At 69.2% G+C, this 19,164-nt stretch carries 20 protein-coding genes; 14 read left to right on the forward strand and 6 right to left on the reverse strand.

What is annotated here, in order from left to right; all coding sequences use genetic code 11:
* Together EZE58_RS12485 and recQ are read left to right on the forward strand one after the other, a co-directional pair.
* On the forward strand, nt 1-1,077 hold a 1,077-nt coding region (locus EZE58_RS12485), incomplete at its 5' end, for an IS30 family transposase (protein ID WP_240941127.1).
* A gap of 171 nt (nt 1,078-1,248) precedes the next feature.
* The gene (recQ, locus tag EZE58_RS12490; protein WP_009376649.1) at nt 1,249-3,081 is read left to right on the forward strand and encodes a DNA helicase RecQ; all 1,833 of its coding nucleotides are present in this window, start codon (nt 1,249-1,251) and stop codon (nt 3,079-3,081) included.
* Between the two features lie 57 nt (nt 3,082-3,138).
* Here the strand turns inward: recQ and EZE58_RS12495 are convergent, their stop codons facing one another.
* Both EZE58_RS12495 and EZE58_RS12500 read right to left on the reverse strand, forming a co-directional pair.
* A complete protein-coding gene (locus EZE58_RS12495) occupies nt 3,139-3,570 on the reverse strand; it encodes a VOC family protein (protein ID WP_009376650.1) in 432 nt (143 codons plus the stop codon).
* A gap of 209 nt (nt 3,571-3,779) precedes the next feature.
* Nucleotides 3,780-4,265: an Lrp/AsnC family transcriptional regulator gene (locus EZE58_RS12500; protein ID WP_009376651.1), complete on the reverse strand. Its 486-nt coding sequence runs from the start codon at nt 4,263-4,265 to the stop codon at nt 3,780-3,782.
* A 70-nt stretch (nt 4,266-4,335) separates the two neighbouring features.
* Here EZE58_RS12500 and kynU point away from each other — a divergent pair, with 70 nt between their 5' ends.
* Nucleotides 4,336-5,610, forward strand: a complete 1,275-nt coding sequence (kynU, locus tag EZE58_RS12505; RefSeq protein WP_009376652.1) for a kynureninase — start codon at nt 4,336-4,338, stop codon at nt 5,608-5,610.
* Nucleotides 5,611-5,760: 150 nt separating this feature from the next.
* Here kynU and EZE58_RS17730 read toward each other — a convergent pair whose 3' ends face one another.
* Nucleotides 5,761-6,528: an MOSC N-terminal beta barrel domain-containing protein gene (locus EZE58_RS17730; RefSeq protein ID WP_063249481.1), complete on the reverse strand. Its 768-nt coding sequence runs from the start codon at nt 6,526-6,528 to the stop codon at nt 5,761-5,763.
* A 102-nt stretch (nt 6,529-6,630) separates the two neighbouring features.
* Here EZE58_RS17730 and EZE58_RS12515 point away from each other — a divergent pair, with 102 nt between their 5' ends.
* The 3 genes from EZE58_RS12515 (at nt 6,631) to EZE58_RS12525 (ending at nt 8,389) form a co-directional block, all read left to right on the forward strand.
* Nucleotides 6,631-6,996 (forward strand): hypothetical protein, encoded by a 366-nt coding sequence (locus EZE58_RS12515; protein WP_009376654.1) that lies wholly within the window; start codon nt 6,631-6,633, stop codon nt 6,994-6,996.
* Nucleotides 6,997-7,205: 209 nt separating this feature from the next.
* A complete protein-coding gene (locus EZE58_RS12520) occupies nt 7,206-7,811 on the forward strand; it encodes an isochorismatase family protein (protein WP_009376655.1) in 606 nt (201 codons plus the stop codon).
* 155 nt (nt 7,812-7,966) lie between these two features.
* Complete coding sequence (locus tag EZE58_RS12525; protein ID WP_009376656.1) at nt 7,967-8,389, forward strand: OsmC family protein; 423 nt, start codon at nt 7,967-7,969, stop codon at nt 8,387-8,389.
* A gap of 98 nt (nt 8,390-8,487) precedes the next feature.
* On the opposite strand, the gene EZE58_RS12530 is transcribed toward EZE58_RS12525, so the two are convergent.
* Nucleotides 8,488-9,339: a polyphosphate kinase 2 family protein gene (locus EZE58_RS12530; RefSeq protein ID WP_040341354.1), complete on the reverse strand. Its 852-nt coding sequence runs from the start codon at nt 9,337-9,339 to the stop codon at nt 8,488-8,490.
* 148 nt (nt 9,340-9,487) lie between these two features.
* Here EZE58_RS12530 and EZE58_RS12535 point away from each other — a divergent pair, with 148 nt between their 5' ends.
* Nucleotides 9,488-10,180: a GPP34 family phosphoprotein gene (locus EZE58_RS12535; RefSeq protein WP_009376658.1), complete on the forward strand. Its 693-nt coding sequence runs from the start codon at nt 9,488-9,490 to the stop codon at nt 10,178-10,180.
* Nucleotides 10,181-10,193: 13 nt separating this feature from the next.
* Here EZE58_RS12535 and EZE58_RS12540 read toward each other — a convergent pair whose 3' ends face one another.
* Nucleotides 10,194-10,883, reverse strand: a complete 690-nt coding sequence (locus EZE58_RS12540; RefSeq protein WP_009376659.1) for a TRIC cation channel family protein — start codon at nt 10,881-10,883, stop codon at nt 10,194-10,196.
* A 137-nt stretch (nt 10,884-11,020) separates the two neighbouring features.
* On the opposite strand from EZE58_RS12540, the gene EZE58_RS12545 reads away from it, so the two are divergent.
* Nucleotides 11,021-11,905: an alpha/beta fold hydrolase gene (locus EZE58_RS12545; protein ID WP_009376660.1), complete on the forward strand. Its 885-nt coding sequence runs from the start codon at nt 11,021-11,023 to the stop codon at nt 11,903-11,905.
* 66 nt (nt 11,906-11,971) lie between these two features.
* On the opposite strand, the gene EZE58_RS12550 is transcribed toward EZE58_RS12545, so the two are convergent.
* Nucleotides 11,972-12,475, reverse strand: coding sequence for an OsmC family protein (locus tag EZE58_RS12550; protein WP_009376661.1), 504 nt, complete (start codon nt 12,473-12,475; stop codon nt 11,972-11,974).
* Nucleotides 12,476-12,657: 182 nt separating this feature from the next.
* On the opposite strand from EZE58_RS12550, the gene EZE58_RS12555 reads away from it, so the two are divergent.
* The 6 genes from EZE58_RS12555 (at nt 12,658) to EZE58_RS12580 (ending at nt 19,045) form a co-directional block, all read left to right on the forward strand.
* Complete coding sequence (locus EZE58_RS12555; protein ID WP_144587731.1) at nt 12,658-14,304, forward strand: molybdopterin-dependent oxidoreductase; 1,647 nt, start codon at nt 12,658-12,660, stop codon at nt 14,302-14,304.
* Nucleotides 14,305-14,444: 140 nt separating this feature from the next.
* The gene (locus EZE58_RS12560) at nt 14,445-15,110 is read left to right on the forward strand and encodes a fasciclin domain-containing protein (RefSeq protein WP_063249477.1); all 666 of its coding nucleotides are present in this window, start codon (nt 14,445-14,447) and stop codon (nt 15,108-15,110) included.
* A 177-nt stretch (nt 15,111-15,287) separates the two neighbouring features.
* A complete protein-coding gene (locus EZE58_RS12565; protein ID WP_009376663.1) occupies nt 15,288-15,902 on the forward strand; it encodes a sigma-70 family RNA polymerase sigma factor in 615 nt (204 codons plus the stop codon).
* The gene (locus EZE58_RS12570; RefSeq protein ID WP_009376664.1) at nt 15,899-16,855 is read left to right on the forward strand and encodes an anti-sigma factor; all 957 of its coding nucleotides are present in this window, start codon (nt 15,899-15,901) and stop codon (nt 16,853-16,855) included. Before EZE58_RS12565 ends, EZE58_RS12570 begins: the two co-directional genes overlap by 4 nt.
* Before the next feature lie 94 nt (nt 16,856-16,949).
* Complete coding sequence (locus tag EZE58_RS12575; protein WP_009376665.1) at nt 16,950-18,377, forward strand: sensor histidine kinase; 1,428 nt, start codon at nt 16,950-16,952, stop codon at nt 18,375-18,377.
* Nucleotides 18,374-19,045 (forward strand): response regulator transcription factor, encoded by a 672-nt coding sequence (locus tag EZE58_RS12580; protein WP_009376666.1) that lies wholly within the window; start codon nt 18,374-18,376, stop codon nt 19,043-19,045. Before EZE58_RS12575 ends, EZE58_RS12580 begins: the two co-directional genes overlap by 4 nt.
* Nucleotides 19,046-19,164: the final 119 nt, after the last annotated feature.

Consider the following 19,164-nt stretch of genomic DNA (forward strand, 5'->3'; position numbering starts at 1 on the left):
AACACTCCCGGTCGGCGGGGGTCTGATCGGTGGAGTGTGCAGATGGCGCGGGTGGGGTTGTCGTTCAGCGACAGGTCGGAGATCTCGGCGGCCTCGAAAGCGGGCTGGTCGGTGCGGAGGATCGCCCGTCACCTGGGGCGTTGCCCGTCGGTGATCTCGCGGGAGCTTCACCGGAACTCGACGAAGACCCGCGGCTACCAGGCCGTGACCGCAGACGTCAGAGCGCAGCGTCGGCGAGCTCGCCCGCAGCAGCGGAAGGTCGCGGGGGATCCGGTGCTGCAGGCGAGGGTGGACGCCGACCTGGCCGCGTCCTGGACGCCGAACGAGATAGCGGGCCGGTTGCGTCTGGAGGCGACAGACCCGACCGTTGAACGCATGGCGAACTCTCCTGACGCACGCGGCCGAACCGTCTCCGGTGAGGCTATCTACCAGTACATCTACGCAATCCCGAAGGGTGAGCTCGCCCGCAAGGGCATCTTCCTGCAGTCCAAGCGGACCAAGCGCCGACCACGTACGACCGGGCGGACGCGCGGTGGCCCAATCGTAGGTATGGTCCCGATCGCGGAGCGAGGTGAGGACGCCGCCCAGCGTCGGGTGCCGGGGCACTGGGAGGGTGACCTGATCATCGGGAAGAACGGCACCTCGTGCGCGGCGACGCTGGTGGAGCGGATGAGCGGGTTCACCGGGCTGCTGGCCCTGCCCTCGAAACACGCCGAGCCAACCGCTGACGCGGTCATCGAGTTTTTCAACGACCTGCCCGAGATGATGAAGGCATCGTTGGCGTGGGACCAGGGCAGCGAGATGGCCCAGCACGCGAAGGTCTCCCTGGCCACGGCGATGCCGGTCTACTTCGCCGATCCCCACTCGCCCTGGCAGAGGCCCAGCAACGAGAACACGAACCGGCTCTACCGGGAGTATCTGCCCAAGGGCACGGTGATCCCCGATCACCAGCCCTACCTCACCACCATCGCCGAGGAGATCAACAATCGACCCCGCCGCCGACTGGGCTATCTCACGCCCACCGAGGCATTCGCTCGACTGCTCGCCGGCGAGCCCCATGTTGCTTCGACGCCTTGACATCGCCTAGTCCGTCTCGCGCGATGACCCATTCGTTCCGAAAATGAAGTCATAGGTGGAGGATATCTGCCCTCCCTAGGGTCTCAAGTTCACAACACGAAGCCCCGCCAGTAGCGGCACCTCACCAGCACCTGTGCGATCGTGTCAGTCCCCTCGACTAGGCTGGTCGGCATGACCGCCGCAGCCACCGCCTCCGCCCTCGACGTCCTCCACGATGTCTTCGGCTACGAGGAGTTCCGCGGACAGCAGGCGGGGATCGTCGACCGCCTCGTCTCCGGCGGGGACGCCGTCGTCCTCATGCCCACCGGTGGCGGCAAGTCGCTGTGCTATCAGATCCCCAGCCTCGTGCGGCAGGGCACCGGTGTCGTCATCTCCCCGCTCATCGCGCTCATGGCCGATCAGGTCGCAGCATTGGAGAACCTCGGCGTCCGCGCCGCCTACCTCAACTCGACCCTCGACTTCGACGAGGCCCAGGACGTCGAACGCCGCCTCCTCGACGGCGAGCTCGAGCTCCTCTACCTCGCCCCCGAGCGCCTCGTGCTGCCGCGGACGATGCAGCTGCTCGAGCGTGCGCACGTCTCGCTCTTCGCGATCGACGAGGCGCACTGCGTCTCGCAGTGGGGTCACGACTTCCGCAGCGACTACCTCGGCCTCGGGGTCCTCGCCGAACGGTTCCCCGCCGTTCCCCGCATCGCCCTGACGGCGACGGCGACCCCGGCCACGCACGCCGAACTCACCGAGCGCCTCCACCTGCACGACGCCGAGCACTTCGTCGCGAGCTTCGACCGGCCGAACATCACCTACCGCATCGAGCCGAAGTCCTCGGCCCGCTCGCAGCTGCTCAACTTCATCACCACCGAACACCCCGGCGACTCCGGGATCGTCTACTGCCTCTCCCGGCGTGGTGTCGAACAGGTCGCCGAGGCGCTCGTGGCCCGCGGGATCCCCGCCCTTCCGTACCACGCGGGTCTTCCCGCCGATGTGCGCGCTGAGCACCAGGCCCGCTTCCTCCGCGAGGACGGCCTCGTCATGGTTGCGACGATCGCCTTCGGCATGGGCATCGACAAACCCGATGTCCGCTTCGTCGCCCACCTCGACCTGCCCCGCAGCGTCGAGGGCTACTACCAGGAGACCGGGCGTGCCGGCCGCGACGGTCTGCCCGCTGACGCGTGGATGGTCTACGGCCTCGGCGATGTCGTCTCCCAGCGCCGTCTCATCGAATCGGGTGAGGGCGACCAGGCCCACAAGCGCCGGGCGATGTCCCACCTCGACGCGATGCTCGCCCTCTGCGAGACCGTCGACTGCCGTCGCGTCCAGCTCCTGCGCTACTTCGACGAGGAGTCGGGCCCGTGCGGCAACTGCGACACGTGCCTGACCCCACCGGCGACGTGGGATGCGACCGTGGCCGTGCAAAAGCTGCTCTCCACGGTCATCCGCCTCGACCGCGAACGCGGCCAGCGCTTCGGCTCCGGACAGGTCATCGACGTGCTGCGCGGCAACGACAACGACCGCTCCCGCGCCTCGAACCACGACCAGCTCAGCGTCTGGGGCGTCGGCGCCGACATGAGCGAGAGCGAGTGGAAGGCCGTCATCCGGCAGAGCCTCGCCCGCGGTCTCCTCGAATCCCACGGCGACTACGGCGTCCTCGTCCTCGGTCCCGCCGCCGATCCTGTGCTCCGCGGTGAGGCCGAGGTCTCGATGCGCATCGACCCCGTCAAGCGATCCGGCGGTTCGCGCGCAGGGGCGAAGCGCCGAGGCGGGGACATCACGCTCGATACCGCCGACTCCGCACTGTTCGAAGCCCTGCGCGCATGGCGGGCCGAGCAGGCCAAGGAGCAGTCGGTGCCCGCGTACGTCGTCTTCCCCGACGCGACGATCTACGGCATCGTCGAGGCGAAGCCACGGACCGTCGCCGAGCTCGGCCAGGTCAGCGGCGTCGGGCTGAAGAAGCTCGACCGCTACGGTCCGGCCGTGCTCGAGGTCATCGCCGCCCACCTCGGCTGACGCGTCGCCCGAGCGCCTCCGCCCGGGCGAGCGCCCGCCGTCGGACTGGCCTGCCGCCTATCCTTCGGTCTCGGTGAAGGCCTCGGGTCCCGCCTCGGCGGCGGCTGGGTCCATCCACATGAACTCGATGATGTTCCCGTCGGGATCGGTCATGCTGATCGCGTACATGAACCCGTGGTCCTGCGGTGGGCGGTTCTCGCCTCCCCCGGATTCGAGGACCGCTGTGCGCATCGCGTCGACGTCCTCGCGGGAGGGGCGGCTGAGCGCCGTCATCGCCTGCGCGCTCGCATGCGGGTCGATGATCGGCTTGTCGGTGAAGGACTGCAGATAGTCCTTCGTGAGGATCATGAAGAAGATCGAGTCCTCCCACTTCACGCACGCGGCGTTCGCGTCGGTGAATTCGGGGACGATCGTCGCGCCGAGCGCTGAGTAGAACGCCTTCGAGCGTTCGAGGTCGAGAGTGGGGAGGTTGACGAAGATCTCGGTCATGTCTGCTCCTTCGCAGAGGGTGCGGGTCACCCGCGGTGGGCTGGGTCTTCGCTGGGGCGCGGGTCTTCATTGAGTCTGGGTCCTCCGAGGATTCCCCTGCTCATCCTCGCCTGCCCTGGTCAGACCGTCAATGCCTCGGCGCCTGCCGTCAAACCCGCCCTCACCATCGGCGCCTGCCGTCGAAACCGCACTTCCCCGCGGAAGCGCACTCACCCGCGGTGGTGGCCGAAGACGAGGCTCGTCTGCGTGTGGGCGATCGCCTGATCGGCGAGGTGCTCATCGATGAAGGCATGGAGGCCGAGGGGGTGGGTCGTGGCGATGTGGACGAGGAGGTCACGCTCGCCCGAGACCTGGAAGACCTCGAGCGTCTCGGGCACCGCGAGGAGCCGATCGATGACCGCGGCCATCGAAGCGCGCCCCACGGGCGTCATCCGCACCGAGATCATGCCGAAGACGTGGAGTCCGAGCGCCTCGAGGTCGATATCGGCATGGAAGCCCCTGATCACCCCGCGCCGACGCAGCGCACTCACCCGCCCCGAGCATGTCGACGGGGCGATGCCGACACGCTCGGCGAGCTCCCGGTTCGAGATCCGGGCATCGGCACTGAGCTCACGGAGGATCGCGAGGTCCACCTCGGCGAGGGAATCGGACTCCGGTGTGCGATGATCGACGATCAGACCCGAACGATTACCCATTCTCTCACTCCATTTCCGTGGATCGTTCACTTTCACTCCGATCATCCCGCACTTCCGGCACGATGGGAACATGACCGAACTCACCGTTCTCGACCGGGCCGCCTGTCAGCGCCGCGATGCCGACGATCCTCTGCGCGGATTCCGCGACGACTTCATCATCCCCACGGACACGATCTACCTCGACGGGAACTCGCTCGGCGCCCGCCCCAAGGGTGCGGCCGAACGCGCCGCCGCGGTCATCGAGGACGAGTGGGGCGAGGGCCTCATCCGCTCGTGGAACACCGCCGGGTGGTTCGAGCTTCCCGCCGCGCTCGGTGAGAAGGTCTCCGGCCTCGTCGGCGGCGGCGACGGAAGCACCGTCGTCACGGACACGACGTCGATCAACCTCTTCAAGGCCGCTTCGGCGGCGCTGCGGATCCAGGCCGAGGACAGGCCCGAGCGCCGCGTCATCCTCACCCAGCGGGAGAACTTCCCCTCCGACATCTACATGCTCCAGGGCCTGGCCGAGCAGCTCGACGACGGGTACGAGGTCCGCCTCGTCGACGACGCCGAGGTGACCGCTGGCTTCCCGACGACGATGACCGACGAGGTCGCCCTCGTCGTCCTCACCCATGTCAACTACCGCACCGGCCGCCTCTTCGACATGCGCTCGACGACCGAGGCGATCCACGCCGGCGGGGCGCTGGCGATCTGGGACCTCTGCCATTCCGCGGGCGCCCTGCCCATCGACCTCGCCGGGGGCGGTGCGGACATGGCGGTCGGCTGCACGTACAAGTTCCTCAACGGCGGGCCGGGATCCCCGGCGTTCATCTGGGTGGCCGAGGAGCATCGCAACCGCTTCGCCCAGCCTCTGTCGGGATGGTGGTCCCATGCGAAGCCGTTCGAGATGAGCCCCGGATACGCTCCCGCCGAGGGCATCCGCCGCTTCCTCACCGGCACGCAGGGCATCGTCTCGATGTCCGTCGCCGAGGTGGGGCTCGACGTCGCCGCGCGCGCGGACATGGGTGCGGTGCGGGCGAAGTCGCTCGAACTCAGCGACCTCTTCATCGAACTCGTCGAGACGCGCCTGTCCCACCACCCGGTCGAGATCGTCACCCCGCGCGAGCATGAGCACCGCGGCTCACAGGTCTCGATCGCCCACGAGGAGGGGTTCGCGATCATGAGCGCCCTCATCGCCCGCGGCATCATCGGCGACTACCGGGAGCCCTCGATCCTGCGCTTCGGCCTCACGCCGCTCTACCTCGGGTTCGCCGACGTATGGGACACCGTCGAGGCGTTGCGCGACATCCTCGACAATCGCCTCTGGGACACCCCCGAGTTCAAGGTCCGCGGCGCCGTCACGTAGGCCGCGAGCAACCCTCGGGGGCGCGAGCGTCGAGTCTCGGCAAACCTCCGGACGCTGAGCAACCCTCGGGGGCGCGAGCGTCGAATCTCAGCACCCCCGGGCACTGAGCAATCTGGCGCCGGGGTGCCGAACGCCGAAGGGCGCTGAGATTCAGACCACCTCGGCGTAGACGCCGAAGAAGGGCTCACCCGCCCGGTTCGTCGCCCTTGTCGCGGCGAGCGTCGTGAGCAGACTGCCGGTGCGCTCGCCGGTGGTCGGATCGAGGTCGATGACCGCGCAGCGCGGCACCGGTCCCCCGATGCGCACCCGCAGCCCACCCACCGCTCCGGTCCCGCGCACGGTCATCACCCGTCCCAGCCACGTCTCCTCGGCGAACGGCTCGTTCGTGTCGACGAGCAGTGTCGCCCGGAAGCGGTGGAAGAGATCGGTCACCGCCGCACCCCCTGCCACCTCGGCGAGGGAGGCGGTGGCGACGATCGTCAGCGGCTGGCCGAAGACGACGCCGCCGCGCGGGGCCTCGGCCAGGCGCACCGGCCGCCCCAGATGCGTCGAGAACAGTTCATCGTGGTCGCCGTCGGTGAACGTCAGGTCGACCGCCCGACCCCAGTAGTCGCAGGTGAGCGTCTCACCGGTGGGCTCAGGAACCGCCGTGACCGCGGTTCCGTCGGGGAGCACCGTCTCCAGCGCCTCACCCTGCATCCGCGCGACGACGGCGAGCAGGGAAGGATTCTGCACGGTCCGCAGCACGCGCCGGGTGCGCATGTCGACGAGGCAGAAGCGCCGATCACCGAGCGGACCCGCCGCATCGAACCGGGCCTGCGGCTGCACGAGGTGCCGCGTGCCCTTGATCGGCGAGAAGCCGACGGCACGAACGTCGAGAACGTCGTCGTCCACCTCGGCGCCCCCCTCCCATTCCACCCTTCGAACATCTGCGTCCCACACTAGGTGATGATCCGCGCCCGCACCTCGCCGCCACTAGGCTGATGAGCAGCCGTGCACCGACCACCAAGGAGCTTGCACATGCCGAAGATCACCATCGGCCTCGGAATCATCCTCATCCTTTTGGGCGTCATCGGATGGCTCGCCACCGGTATGGCGAGCTGGACCGCGCTCATCCCCGCGATCCTCGGTCTCATCATCGCGATCTGCGGGTGGATCGGGATCCGCCGCCCGAAGATCGGCATCCACATCGCCCTCGTCGTCGCCCTCCTCGGCGTCTTCGGCACGTTCATGAACGTCCTCAAGCTCGGCGATCTCTTCGCCGGCACCGCCGAGCGTCCGGCCGCCGTCATCATCAGTACGGTGACGTTCGTCCTGCTCATCATCTACATCATCCTCGGCATCCGCTCGTTCATCGCCGCTCGCAGGAACCCGACCGCCGCCTGAGTCCCGACCGTCCGGTCAACCGGACGCCAGCAGGTCGTCCGGCATCTTTGCATCCCGACCGCCTCGCCGCATCCCCGCGCCGAGGCGGTCGTCTGCGTTCCGGTGCGATCCGCCCGTCCGTCGTGCCCCGGCACGGCCTATCGTCGTGTCACGGGCGGACGCTAGCCTGTCAGTGACCGTGCATGTGCACGACGATCAAGGAGGATCGCATGTCGAACAACACCCCCGCCGCCGCACCGAACACCGCTGCCCCGTCCGCCGCTCTGCCCGCCGAGAGACCGAATTCCGCGCTCGTCGTCTTCGACGCCCAGTATGCTGCGTTGGCCGCAGCCTGGAACGCCGCCGAGGTGGTCGCGACGATCGCCGACCTCGTCGAGCGTGCCCGACAGTCCGGGACCGAGGTCGTGTGGGTCCGCCACAGCTCCGCCGGGCTTCCGCCGGGCTCCGACCAATGGCAGATCGTCGAGGAGCTCATCCCGGCAGAGGGAGAGGCGATCGTCGAGAAGACCCATGCAAGCAGCTTCGAGGACACCGACTTCGACGAGGTGCTCGCAGGCCGGGGCATCGGCCACCTCGTCGTCACCGGGGCCCAATCGGACTGCTGCGTGCGCTCGACGATCCACGGCGGATTCGCCCGCGGCTATGACGTCACCCTCGTCTCCGACGCCCACACGACCGAGGATCTCACCGAGTGGGGCGCACCGCCGCCCCAGGACGTCGTCTCTCACACCAACCTCTTCTGGACCTTCGAATCCGGTCCCGGACGACAGGCGCGGGTGCAGGAGTCCGCGGAGGTCGACTTCGGGGTTCGGTGACTGAACCGGATCAGACTGAGCTGGATCTGACTGAACCGGTCCATCGGCGCGTGCGCCTCAGCGCCGTTGCAGCGTCCAGGCACGGGCCTGGCTCCGCCAGCACCGCGTCAGTCACAGAACGGTAGCGCAGTCGGCCCTTCTGCGATCATGGATCCATGAGCGAAGACCCGCGCAGCATCGAACTGACCCGCATCGCAGAGAACCACTACCGTGCGACCGCTCCGAACGGCGCGAGCATCGAATTCGGCCGTGGCGAGGGTCTGATGACGCCCGTCGAACTCCTGCTCGCCGCCGTCGCCGGGTGTTCGTCGATCGACGTCGACACAGTGACGAGCCGGCGGACGGAGCCGACGCGCTTCGACGTGCGAGCGAGCGCGGACAAGGTCGTCGAGGACGGCGCGAACCGGCTCGAGAACGTCCACCTCGACTTCGACCTCGCGTTCCCCGACGACGAGGCCGGCCGCAGGGCCGATACCCAGATCGAGAAGCTCGTCGCCCTCTCCCACGACAAGTACTGCACGGTCTCGCGCACCATCGAGCATCCGACGCCCGTCGATGTGAGGATCCACCGCGACTGACACCGCCGATGGCCGATCGGCCCCGCGGGGTTGCTCACACGCGAGGCCCGCCGCTTCCGCTGAGGTTCCGCACTGGTTCGCCGCCCGGACGGGCAGGCTCAGCTCGCGAGCAGCCGCTTCTTCTCCACCTCGATGTCATAGTCGGCCGGCGGCCACTGCGGATCGATCGCTGAGAGGGCATCGATGAGGAGGCGCTGGACGGCGAGGCGCGCGTACCACTTCCGGTTCGCAGGTACGACATACCAGGGAGCGATGGCCGTCGAGGTCCGTTCGAAGACGTCCTGGTAGGCCTCCATGTACGCAGGCCAGAGCAGGCGCTCGTCGACATCGCCGGGGTTGTACTTCCAGTGCTTGTCCGGCCGGTCGAGGCGTTCGAGGAGGCGGTCGCGCTGCTCCTCGGGCGAGATGTGGAGCATGACCTTGATGATGACGACGCCCGCCTCGGCGAGTTCGGCCTCGAATGCGTTGATCGCGTCGTAGCGGCGTTCGATCTCCGCCGGATCGGCGAGGCTGCGAACCTTGCCGATGAGCACGTCCTCGTAGTGGGAGCGGTCGAAGACGCCGATCATCCCCGGACGGGGCACCCGCTTGCGGATCCGCCAGAGGAAGTCGTGGGCGAGCTCCTCCTCGGTGGGCTTCTTGAACGCGGCGAGTTCGACACCCTGCGGGTCGACCGATCCGACGACGTGGCGGACGATCCCGCCCTTGCCCGCCGTGTCCATCGCCTGAAGGACGAGGAGGACGGCAGGCCCTGAGTCCTTGTCATGGTGCGCCGCGAAGAGACGCTCCTGCAGATCGTCGAGGTTCGGGGCGGCCGCGGCGAGATCCCGCTGACCGCTCTTCTTCTCACCCTCGTAGCCGGGGGTCGACTCCGGATCGACATCGCCGAGGCGGAATCCCTCTCCGACGTGCAACAGTGGGCCGGGGTCCTGCGTCCAATGGCTGCTCATGCGAACATCTTCGCAGGTGGGTGACCCAGCGTCCACACCGACATCGAGCACCCCGCAGTGACCGCCCTGCCCGCCGCGACTCTGGGCAAGGCGCCTTCCCATGCCCTACCCTTGAACCAACCTTCACAGCGGCGGGAGGAGTGTGCCCATGGACGACGATCTGCTCATCGTCGAAGAGCTCATGCTCCTCCTGCTCGCCGACGACGGCACCGCGATCGCCGGAGCCAATGTCCTCCACTGCCTTCTGCCTGCTGCGATCTTCGTCGAACTCGCCCTCACCGCGCGCCTCGACGTCCACTCCCACCGCCGTTCCGCCGGCACCCTCATCCATGCCCGGCGCACAAGCCCGGATCCGGCGATCGATCCGCTGCTCGCCGAGGCGCTGCGGGCGATGGGCACGCGGGAGCATTCGGCGTACGGGCTCGTCTCCGCCCTCGGGATCGACGTCCGACAGCCCGTCCTCGACCGCCTCGCCCGCCGCGGACTCATCATCCGGGAGACGAGGAAGATCCTCGGCGTGCTGCCGGTGACCCGATGGCCTGCCGCCGACTCCCGCGCCGAGGCGCCGCTGCGCGATCGCGTCACCGCCGTCCTCGACGGTGATGCCGACCCCGACGCGCGAACGGCGGGGATCATCGCGCTCGTCTCCGCCTCCCAGGTCTACGTCCAGCTGCAGCCGCGGATGCCGTGGACTGCGGGGGTGGCGAAGCGTCTGCGTGCGATCGAAACGGGAGAGGTCACCGCCCCCGGCACGACACAGGAGTCGAGGGAGATCACCGAGGAGCTCGCGAAGGCCGTGCGCGCCCTGACCTCCTCGGCCACCTCGGCGCCGATCCTCTGACTGAGGTACCCCCTCAGTCCGGGCGACGGAACACCGAGGGCAGCCGTTTCCGTCGGGACCGCCCCTCCTTCGCGCGGAACGACCACTGCCGCATCGGCTGCGGCACCCGCCACTGCAGCTTCCACGCGAGCATCCGGAACCCGAAGGCGAGCGCGGCGATGAGCACCGCGGTGACGCCGCCGAGGACGCCCGTGCGGTCGGCGATGATCGTCAGACCCGACCCGAAGAGAGCGGGGATGAGGTAGAGGTCGGTGCCGCTGAAGATCGCCGGGTCCTCGTTCGCGACGACGTCACGCAGCAGTCCGCCGCCGCACGCGGTGAGCGCCCCCATGAGCAGAGCCACCGGTGCCGCTGACCCAGCGTCGAGCGCGATCGCGGTGCCGGTGAGGCTGAAGAGGCCCATCCCCATGGCATCGAAGACGATGATCCAGATCCGCGCCCGCAGGGTGTGCCGCCCGAGCAGGTAGACGATGAGCGTCGCGAGCAGCGGCGGCGCGAAGTAGACGGGGTGGGCGATCGCGTTGGGCACACGGTCGAGGAGGATGTCGCGGATGATGCCGCCGCCGATGCCGGCGAGCATCCCGAGGACGAGCCCGCCGGTGATGTCGAATCCGCGCCGGGCGGCAAGCAGCACACCGGAGATCGCGAACACGAACGTGCCCATGAGGTCGAGCACGAGCAGGACGATCGCGACGAATGACACACCGACTCCTTGATCCGGGCCGCAGCCACTCGCGGCGCTCCCGCCACCACTGTAGTGCGGCTGATGAGAACCCGGCGGCGTGACCCACATGCCCACGGTGACCCTCACATCCTCGGCGGCGCCGCTAGGCTGGCCCCATGACCGAGCACACAACGCCGTCCGGTGAGCCCACCGTCGTCCTCATCCACGGAGCGTTCGCGAACTCGCTGACCTTCGCCCCGCTCCAGGCGGCGCTGGCCGGCCACGGCGTCCGCTCGGCGGCGCTCGACCTGCCGGGTCACGGCTTCGCCGCGTCCGTTCCCGCCGGCTACCATTCACCGCAGGATCTCTCCACCCTCGCCACCTCACCGAGTGCGATGGCCGGAGTGAGTCTGGACGATGCCGTCGACAGCCTCGCCGAGGCGCTGGTGAGCTTCCGGAGGTTCGGACCCGTCATCGTCCTCGCCCACAGCCGCGGCGGTGTCGCCCTCACCGCGCTCGCCAACGCCCACCCGGAGCTTGTCGACCATCTCGTCTATGTCTCGGCGTGGGCTCCCGTCGACCTCGAGGCCGCCGCGTACAACGGGGAGCCGGAGATGGCGGGGGTCGACTCCACGGTCCTCGCATCCCTGCTCGTCGGGAATCCGGCCGAGCTCGGGGCGCTGCGCTGCAACTTCCGCGCCGCCGCCGGCGAGCAACTGGCCGCGCTCAAGAACCTCTTCGCCGCCGACCGCAGCGACGACGAGTTCCTCACCTTCCTCAGCACCTTCCAGACCGATGAGGGACTCGACGCGGGCGGTGCCGACGATCGGGCGCACGCGGGCACGTGGGGGACGATCCCACGGACGTACGTCCGCCTCGACGAGGATCGGTCGATCCCTCCGGCGATGCAGGACCGCCTCATCGCCGAGGGCGACGCGCTCACCCCCGACAACCCCTACCGGGTGCGGACGCTGCCGACCTCGCATCTGGGATGGCTCATCGACCCCGCCGAAGCGGCAGCGCAGATCGCGGACATCGTCGCCGAGGTGCGGACCGGGTGATCACGTCGACACCGGCCGGGTGAGCGCGCTCAGCGCAGCCGACCCGAGCCGAGGCGGCGAGAGTGCTCAGCTGAGCAGGAAGTTGTCGGGGTTCTTGTAGGCCTCGATCTCGACGCTCGGGGAGCCCATCCCCTTGAGCAGCTTCGAGATCGGGCAGCGGGCGTGGGCGCGGGCCGCGTACTTCTCCGCGTCCGCATCCGAGACCCCATCGATCGAGACGTACGCGCGGGGGACGAAGTAGTAGCCACCGGACTTGTCCCGGTGGAGGTCGACCTCGCAGCGGACCCGGGAGAGGGCCTCGAGGTCGTTGACGGCGAGGACCACTTTGAGGGTCTCGCCGAGGCAGGTGCTCCACGCCATCGCGAGGAACTGCTCCGGATTGCTGCCGAGCTCCGTGTGGGAGGTGGGCGCTGTGGCCAGGGTCGGGCCGTCCTCGACCCTCACCTCTCCCGAGGTGCCGCCGAGGTTCTCCACCTTCGCGGTGTAGATGGGAGCGTTGGCGCCTTTGGGTGCATCGTCCGAGTCTTCGCGGCGTGCCTGCGGCTCGGCGTATCCGGGGTTCTCAGTCATTGATCCATGTTACGACGGCGAAGAGACACGCGGCTGAACGTTTCGTGAAATGGAGACGCCCGTCCGGCTCATCCGCAGCCCGCCCGGCTGATCCGACGCCCGCTCGGCTGATCCGACGCCCGTCCGGCTCATCCGCAGCCCGCCCGGCTCATCCGCAGCCCGCCCGGCTCCGAACTCCTCGCATGAGACCACTTCTGCGCTCGGTCCGCTGGCTGCCCATCCTCCTCGGCGCCGCCGCGACCCTCGTCCTCTTCGGCCTCGCCGACCTCATCGCCCGGCTCATCGGCCCGAACTCCGCGCCGCTGCTCGCTCTCGGTCAGGCGATCATCCCGCTCACCCCGACGAGCATCATCAAACCGGTCATCGCGATCTTCGGCGACAACGACAAACTCGTCCTCGTCGCCACGGTCGGCCTCGGCGCACTCGTGCTCGGCGGCCTCATCGGCTGGTTCGGGTCAGTGCGACCGCGGGCGGCCCTCGCCGCCTTCACCCTCGCCGGGCTCGTCCCCGCGGTCGTCGTGCTCTCCGCACCCGGTGCGCGCCTCCTCGACCTCGTGCCCACTCTCCTCGGGCTCGTGGTCGGGCTCGTCGTCCTCGGACTCGGACTGCGGATGGAGGATCGGTCCCCCGCCGCCGGTGACGCTGCCCCGACCCCCGCCGAGGCGGTCGCCCCGCCCCGGGTCACCGACGACACCGCCCCGAGCGCTCCCCCACCCGTCACCCGGCTCCTCACCCGCAGCCCATCACGGCAGCGGCCGACCTCCCGCCGCCGCTTCCTCGCCCTCACCGGCACGGCGGCGGTGATCGGCGCGATCGGCGTCGCCGCAGGGCAGTCGCTTGTCACCCTGACGCGGGAGGCCGGTGCCGCCGCGGCGAACTTCGTCCTCCCCCGCGCCGCGCGGAGGGCACGGCCGATCCCACCCGAGGCCAGCCTCGGCGTCGAGGGGATCGAACCATTCATCACCGACCAGAAGGACTTCTACCGCATCGACACCGTGCTCGCCCCGCCGACGATCGATCCTCGCACCTGGTCCCTGCGGATCCACGGAATGGTCGAGAACGAGGTGACGCTCACGATGGACGAGCTCCTCGCGCTTCCGCTCGAAGAGCAGCACACGACGCTCACCTGCGTCTCTAACCCGGTGGGAGGGGATCTCGTCGGGACGGCGACGTGGCTCGGCTACCCCGTTCGCGAACTCCTCCGCCGGGCACGGCCGCAGCCGGGAGCGGACATGGTCCTCTCGAAGTCCGACGACGGCTTCTCGGCCTCGACCCCGCTCGAGGCGATGCTCGATGATCGCGACGCCCTCCTCGCAGTCGGAATGAACGGGCAGCCACTCACACCCGTGCACGGCTTCCCCGCCCGGCTCGTCGTCGCCGGACTCTACGGCTTCGTCTCAGCGACGAAGTGGGTGACCGAACTCGAGGTCACCCGCTTCGATCGGGCGGAGGCGTACTGGACGCAGAGAGGGTGGGACGCGAAGGCACCGATCCTCGTCGCCTCGCGCATCGACGTCCCCCGCCCCCTCGCCCGGGTCGCCGCAGGCACCGTCGTCGCCGGCGGTTCGGCTTGGGCGCAGACGCGCGGGATCGAGCGGGTCGAGGTCCGCCTCGACGACGGCGACTGGACGCGGGCCGAACTCGGCGCCGACGTCAGCGACGACACGTGGCGGCAGTGGCGGGCGGAGTTCCCCGACGTCGGTGCGGGCACGCACGCGATCACGGTCCGCGCCGTCGACGGTGAGGGCACGGTGCAGACGGCCGAGCGGCGGGAGTCGATCCCGAACTCCGCGACCGGTCATCACCGGATCCAGTTCACCGTCGAATGAGAACTGAGATCAGCGAAAGAGATTTCTTCCTCAACCACCCATCCAGAACCCGCCCGGCTGCGAACCCCGGGTACACAGCAGGACACACAGGCGCTGTGTCGACCAGAGAACCGCACCACAGTGAAACAAGGAGAAGAACGATGAAGACACTTCGCACCCGCACTGCCACACTCCTCTCGGCCGGCGCGATCGGTATCCTCGCACTTTCGGGCTGCTCGGGCACCGGCAGCGGCTCGGAGGGCGGCGGCTCGGAGACCGAGTCGAGCGAGTCCGCGGAGACCTCCGCGCCGGCCTCGGAGGAGGCGATGGCCGACTCCGAGCTCGTCGGATCCGGCTGCGCCGCCTACGCCGAGCAGAACCCCGATGGGGCCGGCTCCGTCGAGGGCATGGCTCAGGACCCGGTGGCCACCGCCGCGTCGAACAACCCGATGCTCTCGACGCTCACCGACGCCGTCTCGGGCAAGCTCAACCCGGACGTCAACCTCGTCGACACGCTCAACGGCGACGAATTCACCGTCATCGCCCCGGTCAACGACGCCTTCGAGAAGATCCCCAAGGACGACCTCGATGCGCTCGCCGGCAACGCCGACGAACTGACGAAGGTGCTCACCTACCACGTCATCCCCGGCCAGCTCTCGCCGGACGAGGTCGTCGGTGAGCAGGAGACCGTCGAGGGTTCGAAGGTCAAGATCGGCGGCAGCGGCGACGACCTCACGTTCGATGACGCCAAGCTCGTCTGCGGCGGTGTGAAGACGGCGAACGCGACCGTCTACATGGTCGACAGCGTGCTCATGCCTCCGAAGTGAGACACGCCTGCGCCTTCCCCGCAAGGCGCGCACAGGCCTCCCAATTGAGGGATGGGAGGAGTCGCCGGGGGCCGCGACCCCAGTGGTCCGGCCTCCGGCGACATTCACCGGTCCCTCGCACCCCGCGCTCCCGGAATGTCGCCCCATCACCTCAGGCGGAGATGACATGATGGGAACATGACTTCCCACGATCCTGGCGCGCAGGGAGAGGCACCGCCCGGTCAGAGCATCGGCTCGCCGCCGGCGGCCGATCCCTGCGGTCGGCTCCTCGTCGAGGTGGCCGCGGGCGACCGCGGAGCCTTCGAGGAGCTCTTCGTCTCCCAGTCCCCCGTCCTCATGGCCGTGATCGTGAGGATCGTGATGAGCCGCTCGCTCGCCGAGGAGGTCCTCCAGGAGTGCTTCGCCGAGGTGTGGGCAAGGGCCCGCAGCTTCGATCCCGGCCGCGGCACCGGCCGGGCGTGGCTCGTGACGATGTGCCGCCGCCGCGCGATCGACTGCGTGCGCAGCGTGCAGGCCTCCCGTGACCGGGACGTCGCCGACGGCCTGCGCCAGGCCGCCACCGTCGATGAGGAGGTAGAACAGACAGTCATCAGCAAAGCAGAGTCGGATCGCACAGTCTCAGCCCTCAAGCTTCTGCCCGACGACCAATCGACGCCGATCGTCATGGCGTTCTATCAGGGGAAGACCCACGCTCAGATCTCAGAGGAGCTCGGAGTCCCCCTGGGCACGATCAAATCGAGGATCAGAGACGGAATGAAGAAGCTGCGAAGAGACTTGGAGGCGAGCCGATGAACGCAGATCGTGACTATCTGGCCGCCGGATTGGCCCTGGGTGGGCTGAGCGAGAGCGAACTCGCCGAGGCGCGCGCCCTGGCCGACACCGACGCCGACTTCCGCGCCGAAGTCGATGCCTACGCCGACACCGCCGCCCTCATGGCGATGTCCGACGAGCCCCAGAGCGTGAGCGAAGAGACCCGAACCGCGATCCTCGCTCTGCCCGAGACGGTGGCACAGGAGGACAGTGCTGCCGATGCCGCCGATGCCGGTCCCGCCGAGGCGGCCGACCGTTCGCCGGCACCGTTGCGCGAGGTCACCCGACCAAACGAGACGGGTCAGATGGAATCCGCACCGACCGGGCCCGTCGCGGCGGGCAACGGGACCGCGGCCCCGCCCTCGGCCCGAACCGGATCCACAGGCGCTGCGTCCACCGACGCTGCATCCGCGGGGTCACCCGCCTCGCCCCGAGACGACCAGCCCGTCGACCTCGCCGAGCGACGCCGCCGACGGGCATGGCTGCCGTGGGCGGCGGCAGCGGCCGCGGTGGCCCTTGTCATCGCGGGCTTCGGCATCAACTCGTGGCAGACCCAGCAGCGTCAGTACGCGCTCCAGGAGCGCCTCGAGCACACGCAGAAGCAGCTCGATGAGACGACGCGGCTGATGACGGCACCCGACCTCAAGACGTCGACGGCCGAGCTGCCCGACGGCGGCTCGGTCACCGTGGTCTCCTCGGAGGCCGAGCAGGTCATCCGCGTGTCCGCGAGCAATGTCGACGTCCCGAGCGGTTCGGACCTGCAGATGTGGGTCATCGACGCCGACGGCCCAGAGAGCGCGGGCCTGATGTCCGGTGCCGGCGCGCAGATCGACGATCGCACGTTCACCGCCGGCAGCCAGTTCGGCATCACCGTCGAGCCCTCCGGCGGGTCGCCGCAGCCGACGAGCGATCCCATCGTCGCCGTCGAGCTGTAGTCAGCCGGCAGCGCCGCTCGCGTCCACCTCTCGGCGGAGGCGTTTCCGCACAGAGGCGGATGTCTCCGGGGTCGGCACTGCCTAAGCTGGAGGCATGGCAGATCCGATCACCATCGAGGAGCGGCGACCGCGCGTCGGGGACTGGTACCTCGTCGCGGCGCTCGCCATCGGCTCAGCGGTCTTCGCCGCACTCTACGATGCCGGCGGCTTCTGGCCCTTCGAGGTCCCACTCTGGATGGCCTGCACGGCATCGGTCGCCGTCGCCCTGCCCCTGCCGTGGCGCCGACTCCACCCGAGTGTCACCGCGTGGCTGATCTCGGCGATCTACGTCACCGCCCAATTCCTCGGGGCGATGGAGCCCGGTGTCTCCCAGATCGCCCTCTTCATGGGCACGTATGCGATCGGAGCGTGGCAGAGCGACCGCCGCTCGGCGTTCCTCTCCCGCCTCCTGCTCTGCGTGGCGATCTTCGCCTCCCTCATCGTCGGTGCGGTCATCGAGCTCTCGAACCTCGGCAGCCTCACCGTCCTCCAGTATGCCGCGAACTCCGGCATCACCGTCCTCATCAACATCATCTTCTTCGGCGGCGCCTGGCTGTTCGGCGACCGGGCGTGGAATCAGCGTCTCCTCCTCGCCGAGCTCAGACGCGCCAACAACGAGGTCCGCCGCCAGGGCCGACAGCTCGCCGATCAGGCGCTCGACCTCGAGCGCGTCCGCATCGCCCGCGAACTCCACGACGGCGTCGCCCACCACATCGCCGGGGTGAGCATCCACGCGGCCGCAGCGCGGCGCAGCATGGAGCGCAACCCCGACCGGGCACGCGAGTCGCTGGGGATCATCGAATCCTCGACACGGGAGACCGTCGAGGAGCTGCGCACCCTCGTCCACACCCTCCGCGACTCCGGCAGCCCGACAGCCCCGACAACCGACGGCGCAGGCAATCCCGGTCTCGGCGACCTTCCTGAGCTCTTCGACAACGCGCGTCGGAACGGGCAGCGCCTCGAGTTCCGGACCCTCGGCGAGCCCCGTCCACTCACCCCGATCATGGAGCTCTCCGTCTATCGCGTGATCCAGGAGTCCCTGACGAACTGTCATCGCTACGCGGGGGCCGACGCCGAAGTGGAGGTGCGCCTGCGCTACTGCGATGCGGAACTCGAGGTCGAGGTCAGCGATGCACGTCGGCGCACCGCGTCCACCGGCCACCTCCCGGAGACCGATGCCGACGCCACCGTCTCCCACCACGCTCCCGGCCAGGAGACGGGCTCTGCCGCCTCGGTCGGCACAGGGCTCGGCATCATCGGGATGCGAGAACGCATGAGCGCCCTCGGCGGCACCCTCGAGGCCGGCCCGAAGTCACGCGGGGGCTGGCTCGTCCGGGCCCGCCTGCCCTATCCCCTCCGGAGCGGCAACCGCTCCGGGACGGTCGATGCGACCGACACCCCTGACCCGTCCGGGGACCCCGCTGTCGATGCCGCCTCGGCGAGGACCCCCGACGAACTCGCCCCAGCGGAGGTCAGCCCATGATCCGAGTCCTCCTCGTCGACGACCAGTCGATGGTCCGCACCGGCTTCCGCACGATCCTCGAGTCCGAGGACGACATCGTGGTCGTCGGTGAGGCCGAGAACGGGCAGGAGGCCGTCGATCGGGCCCTCGAACTCTCCCCCGACGTCATCTGCATGGACGTGCAGATGCCGGTCATGGACGGGCTCGCCGCGACCGCGGAGATCGTCCGTCGGGGCGCCGCCGGCGCCGTGCTCATGCTCACGACCTTCGACCGCGACGACTTCCTCTTCGACGCCCTCGCGGCGGGAGCGAGCGGATTCCTCCTCAAGACCGCACAGGCCGAACAGCTCATCGACGCCGTGGCCGCGCTCGCCGGCGGGGACGGTCTCCTCTCACCCGAGGTCACCCGCCGGGTCATCGAACGCTCCGTGAGCACTCCGGCGGCGAGCGCCGCCCCGGCGCCCGAGCTCGACTCTCTCACCGACCGCGAACACGAGGTGCTCCGCCTGCTCGCGACGGGTCTGAGCAACGCCGAGATCGCCGGGCAGCTCTTCCTCGGGGAGGCGACGGTGAAGACGCACGTGTCGAATGTGCTCGCGAAGCTCGGCATCCGCGACCGCACGCACGCGGTCATCTGGGCGTATGAGAACGGGGTCGTGAGAGTCGGCGAAGGCCGCGCGGACCGCTGACGGTCAGAGCGACGCGGGCCGTGAACGGTCCGGAGGAGCTCAGCCCGCTGAGGGTCCGGGGGCTGCCGGTGCGAGCGCACCGGCAGCCCCTGATGACGAGGCTGAGAACGCCGAGGCGC

Source organism: Brevibacterium sp. LS14 (assembly GCF_012027885.1).
GTDB lineage: Bacteria > Actinomycetota > Actinomycetes > Actinomycetales > Brevibacteriaceae > Brevibacterium > Brevibacterium casei.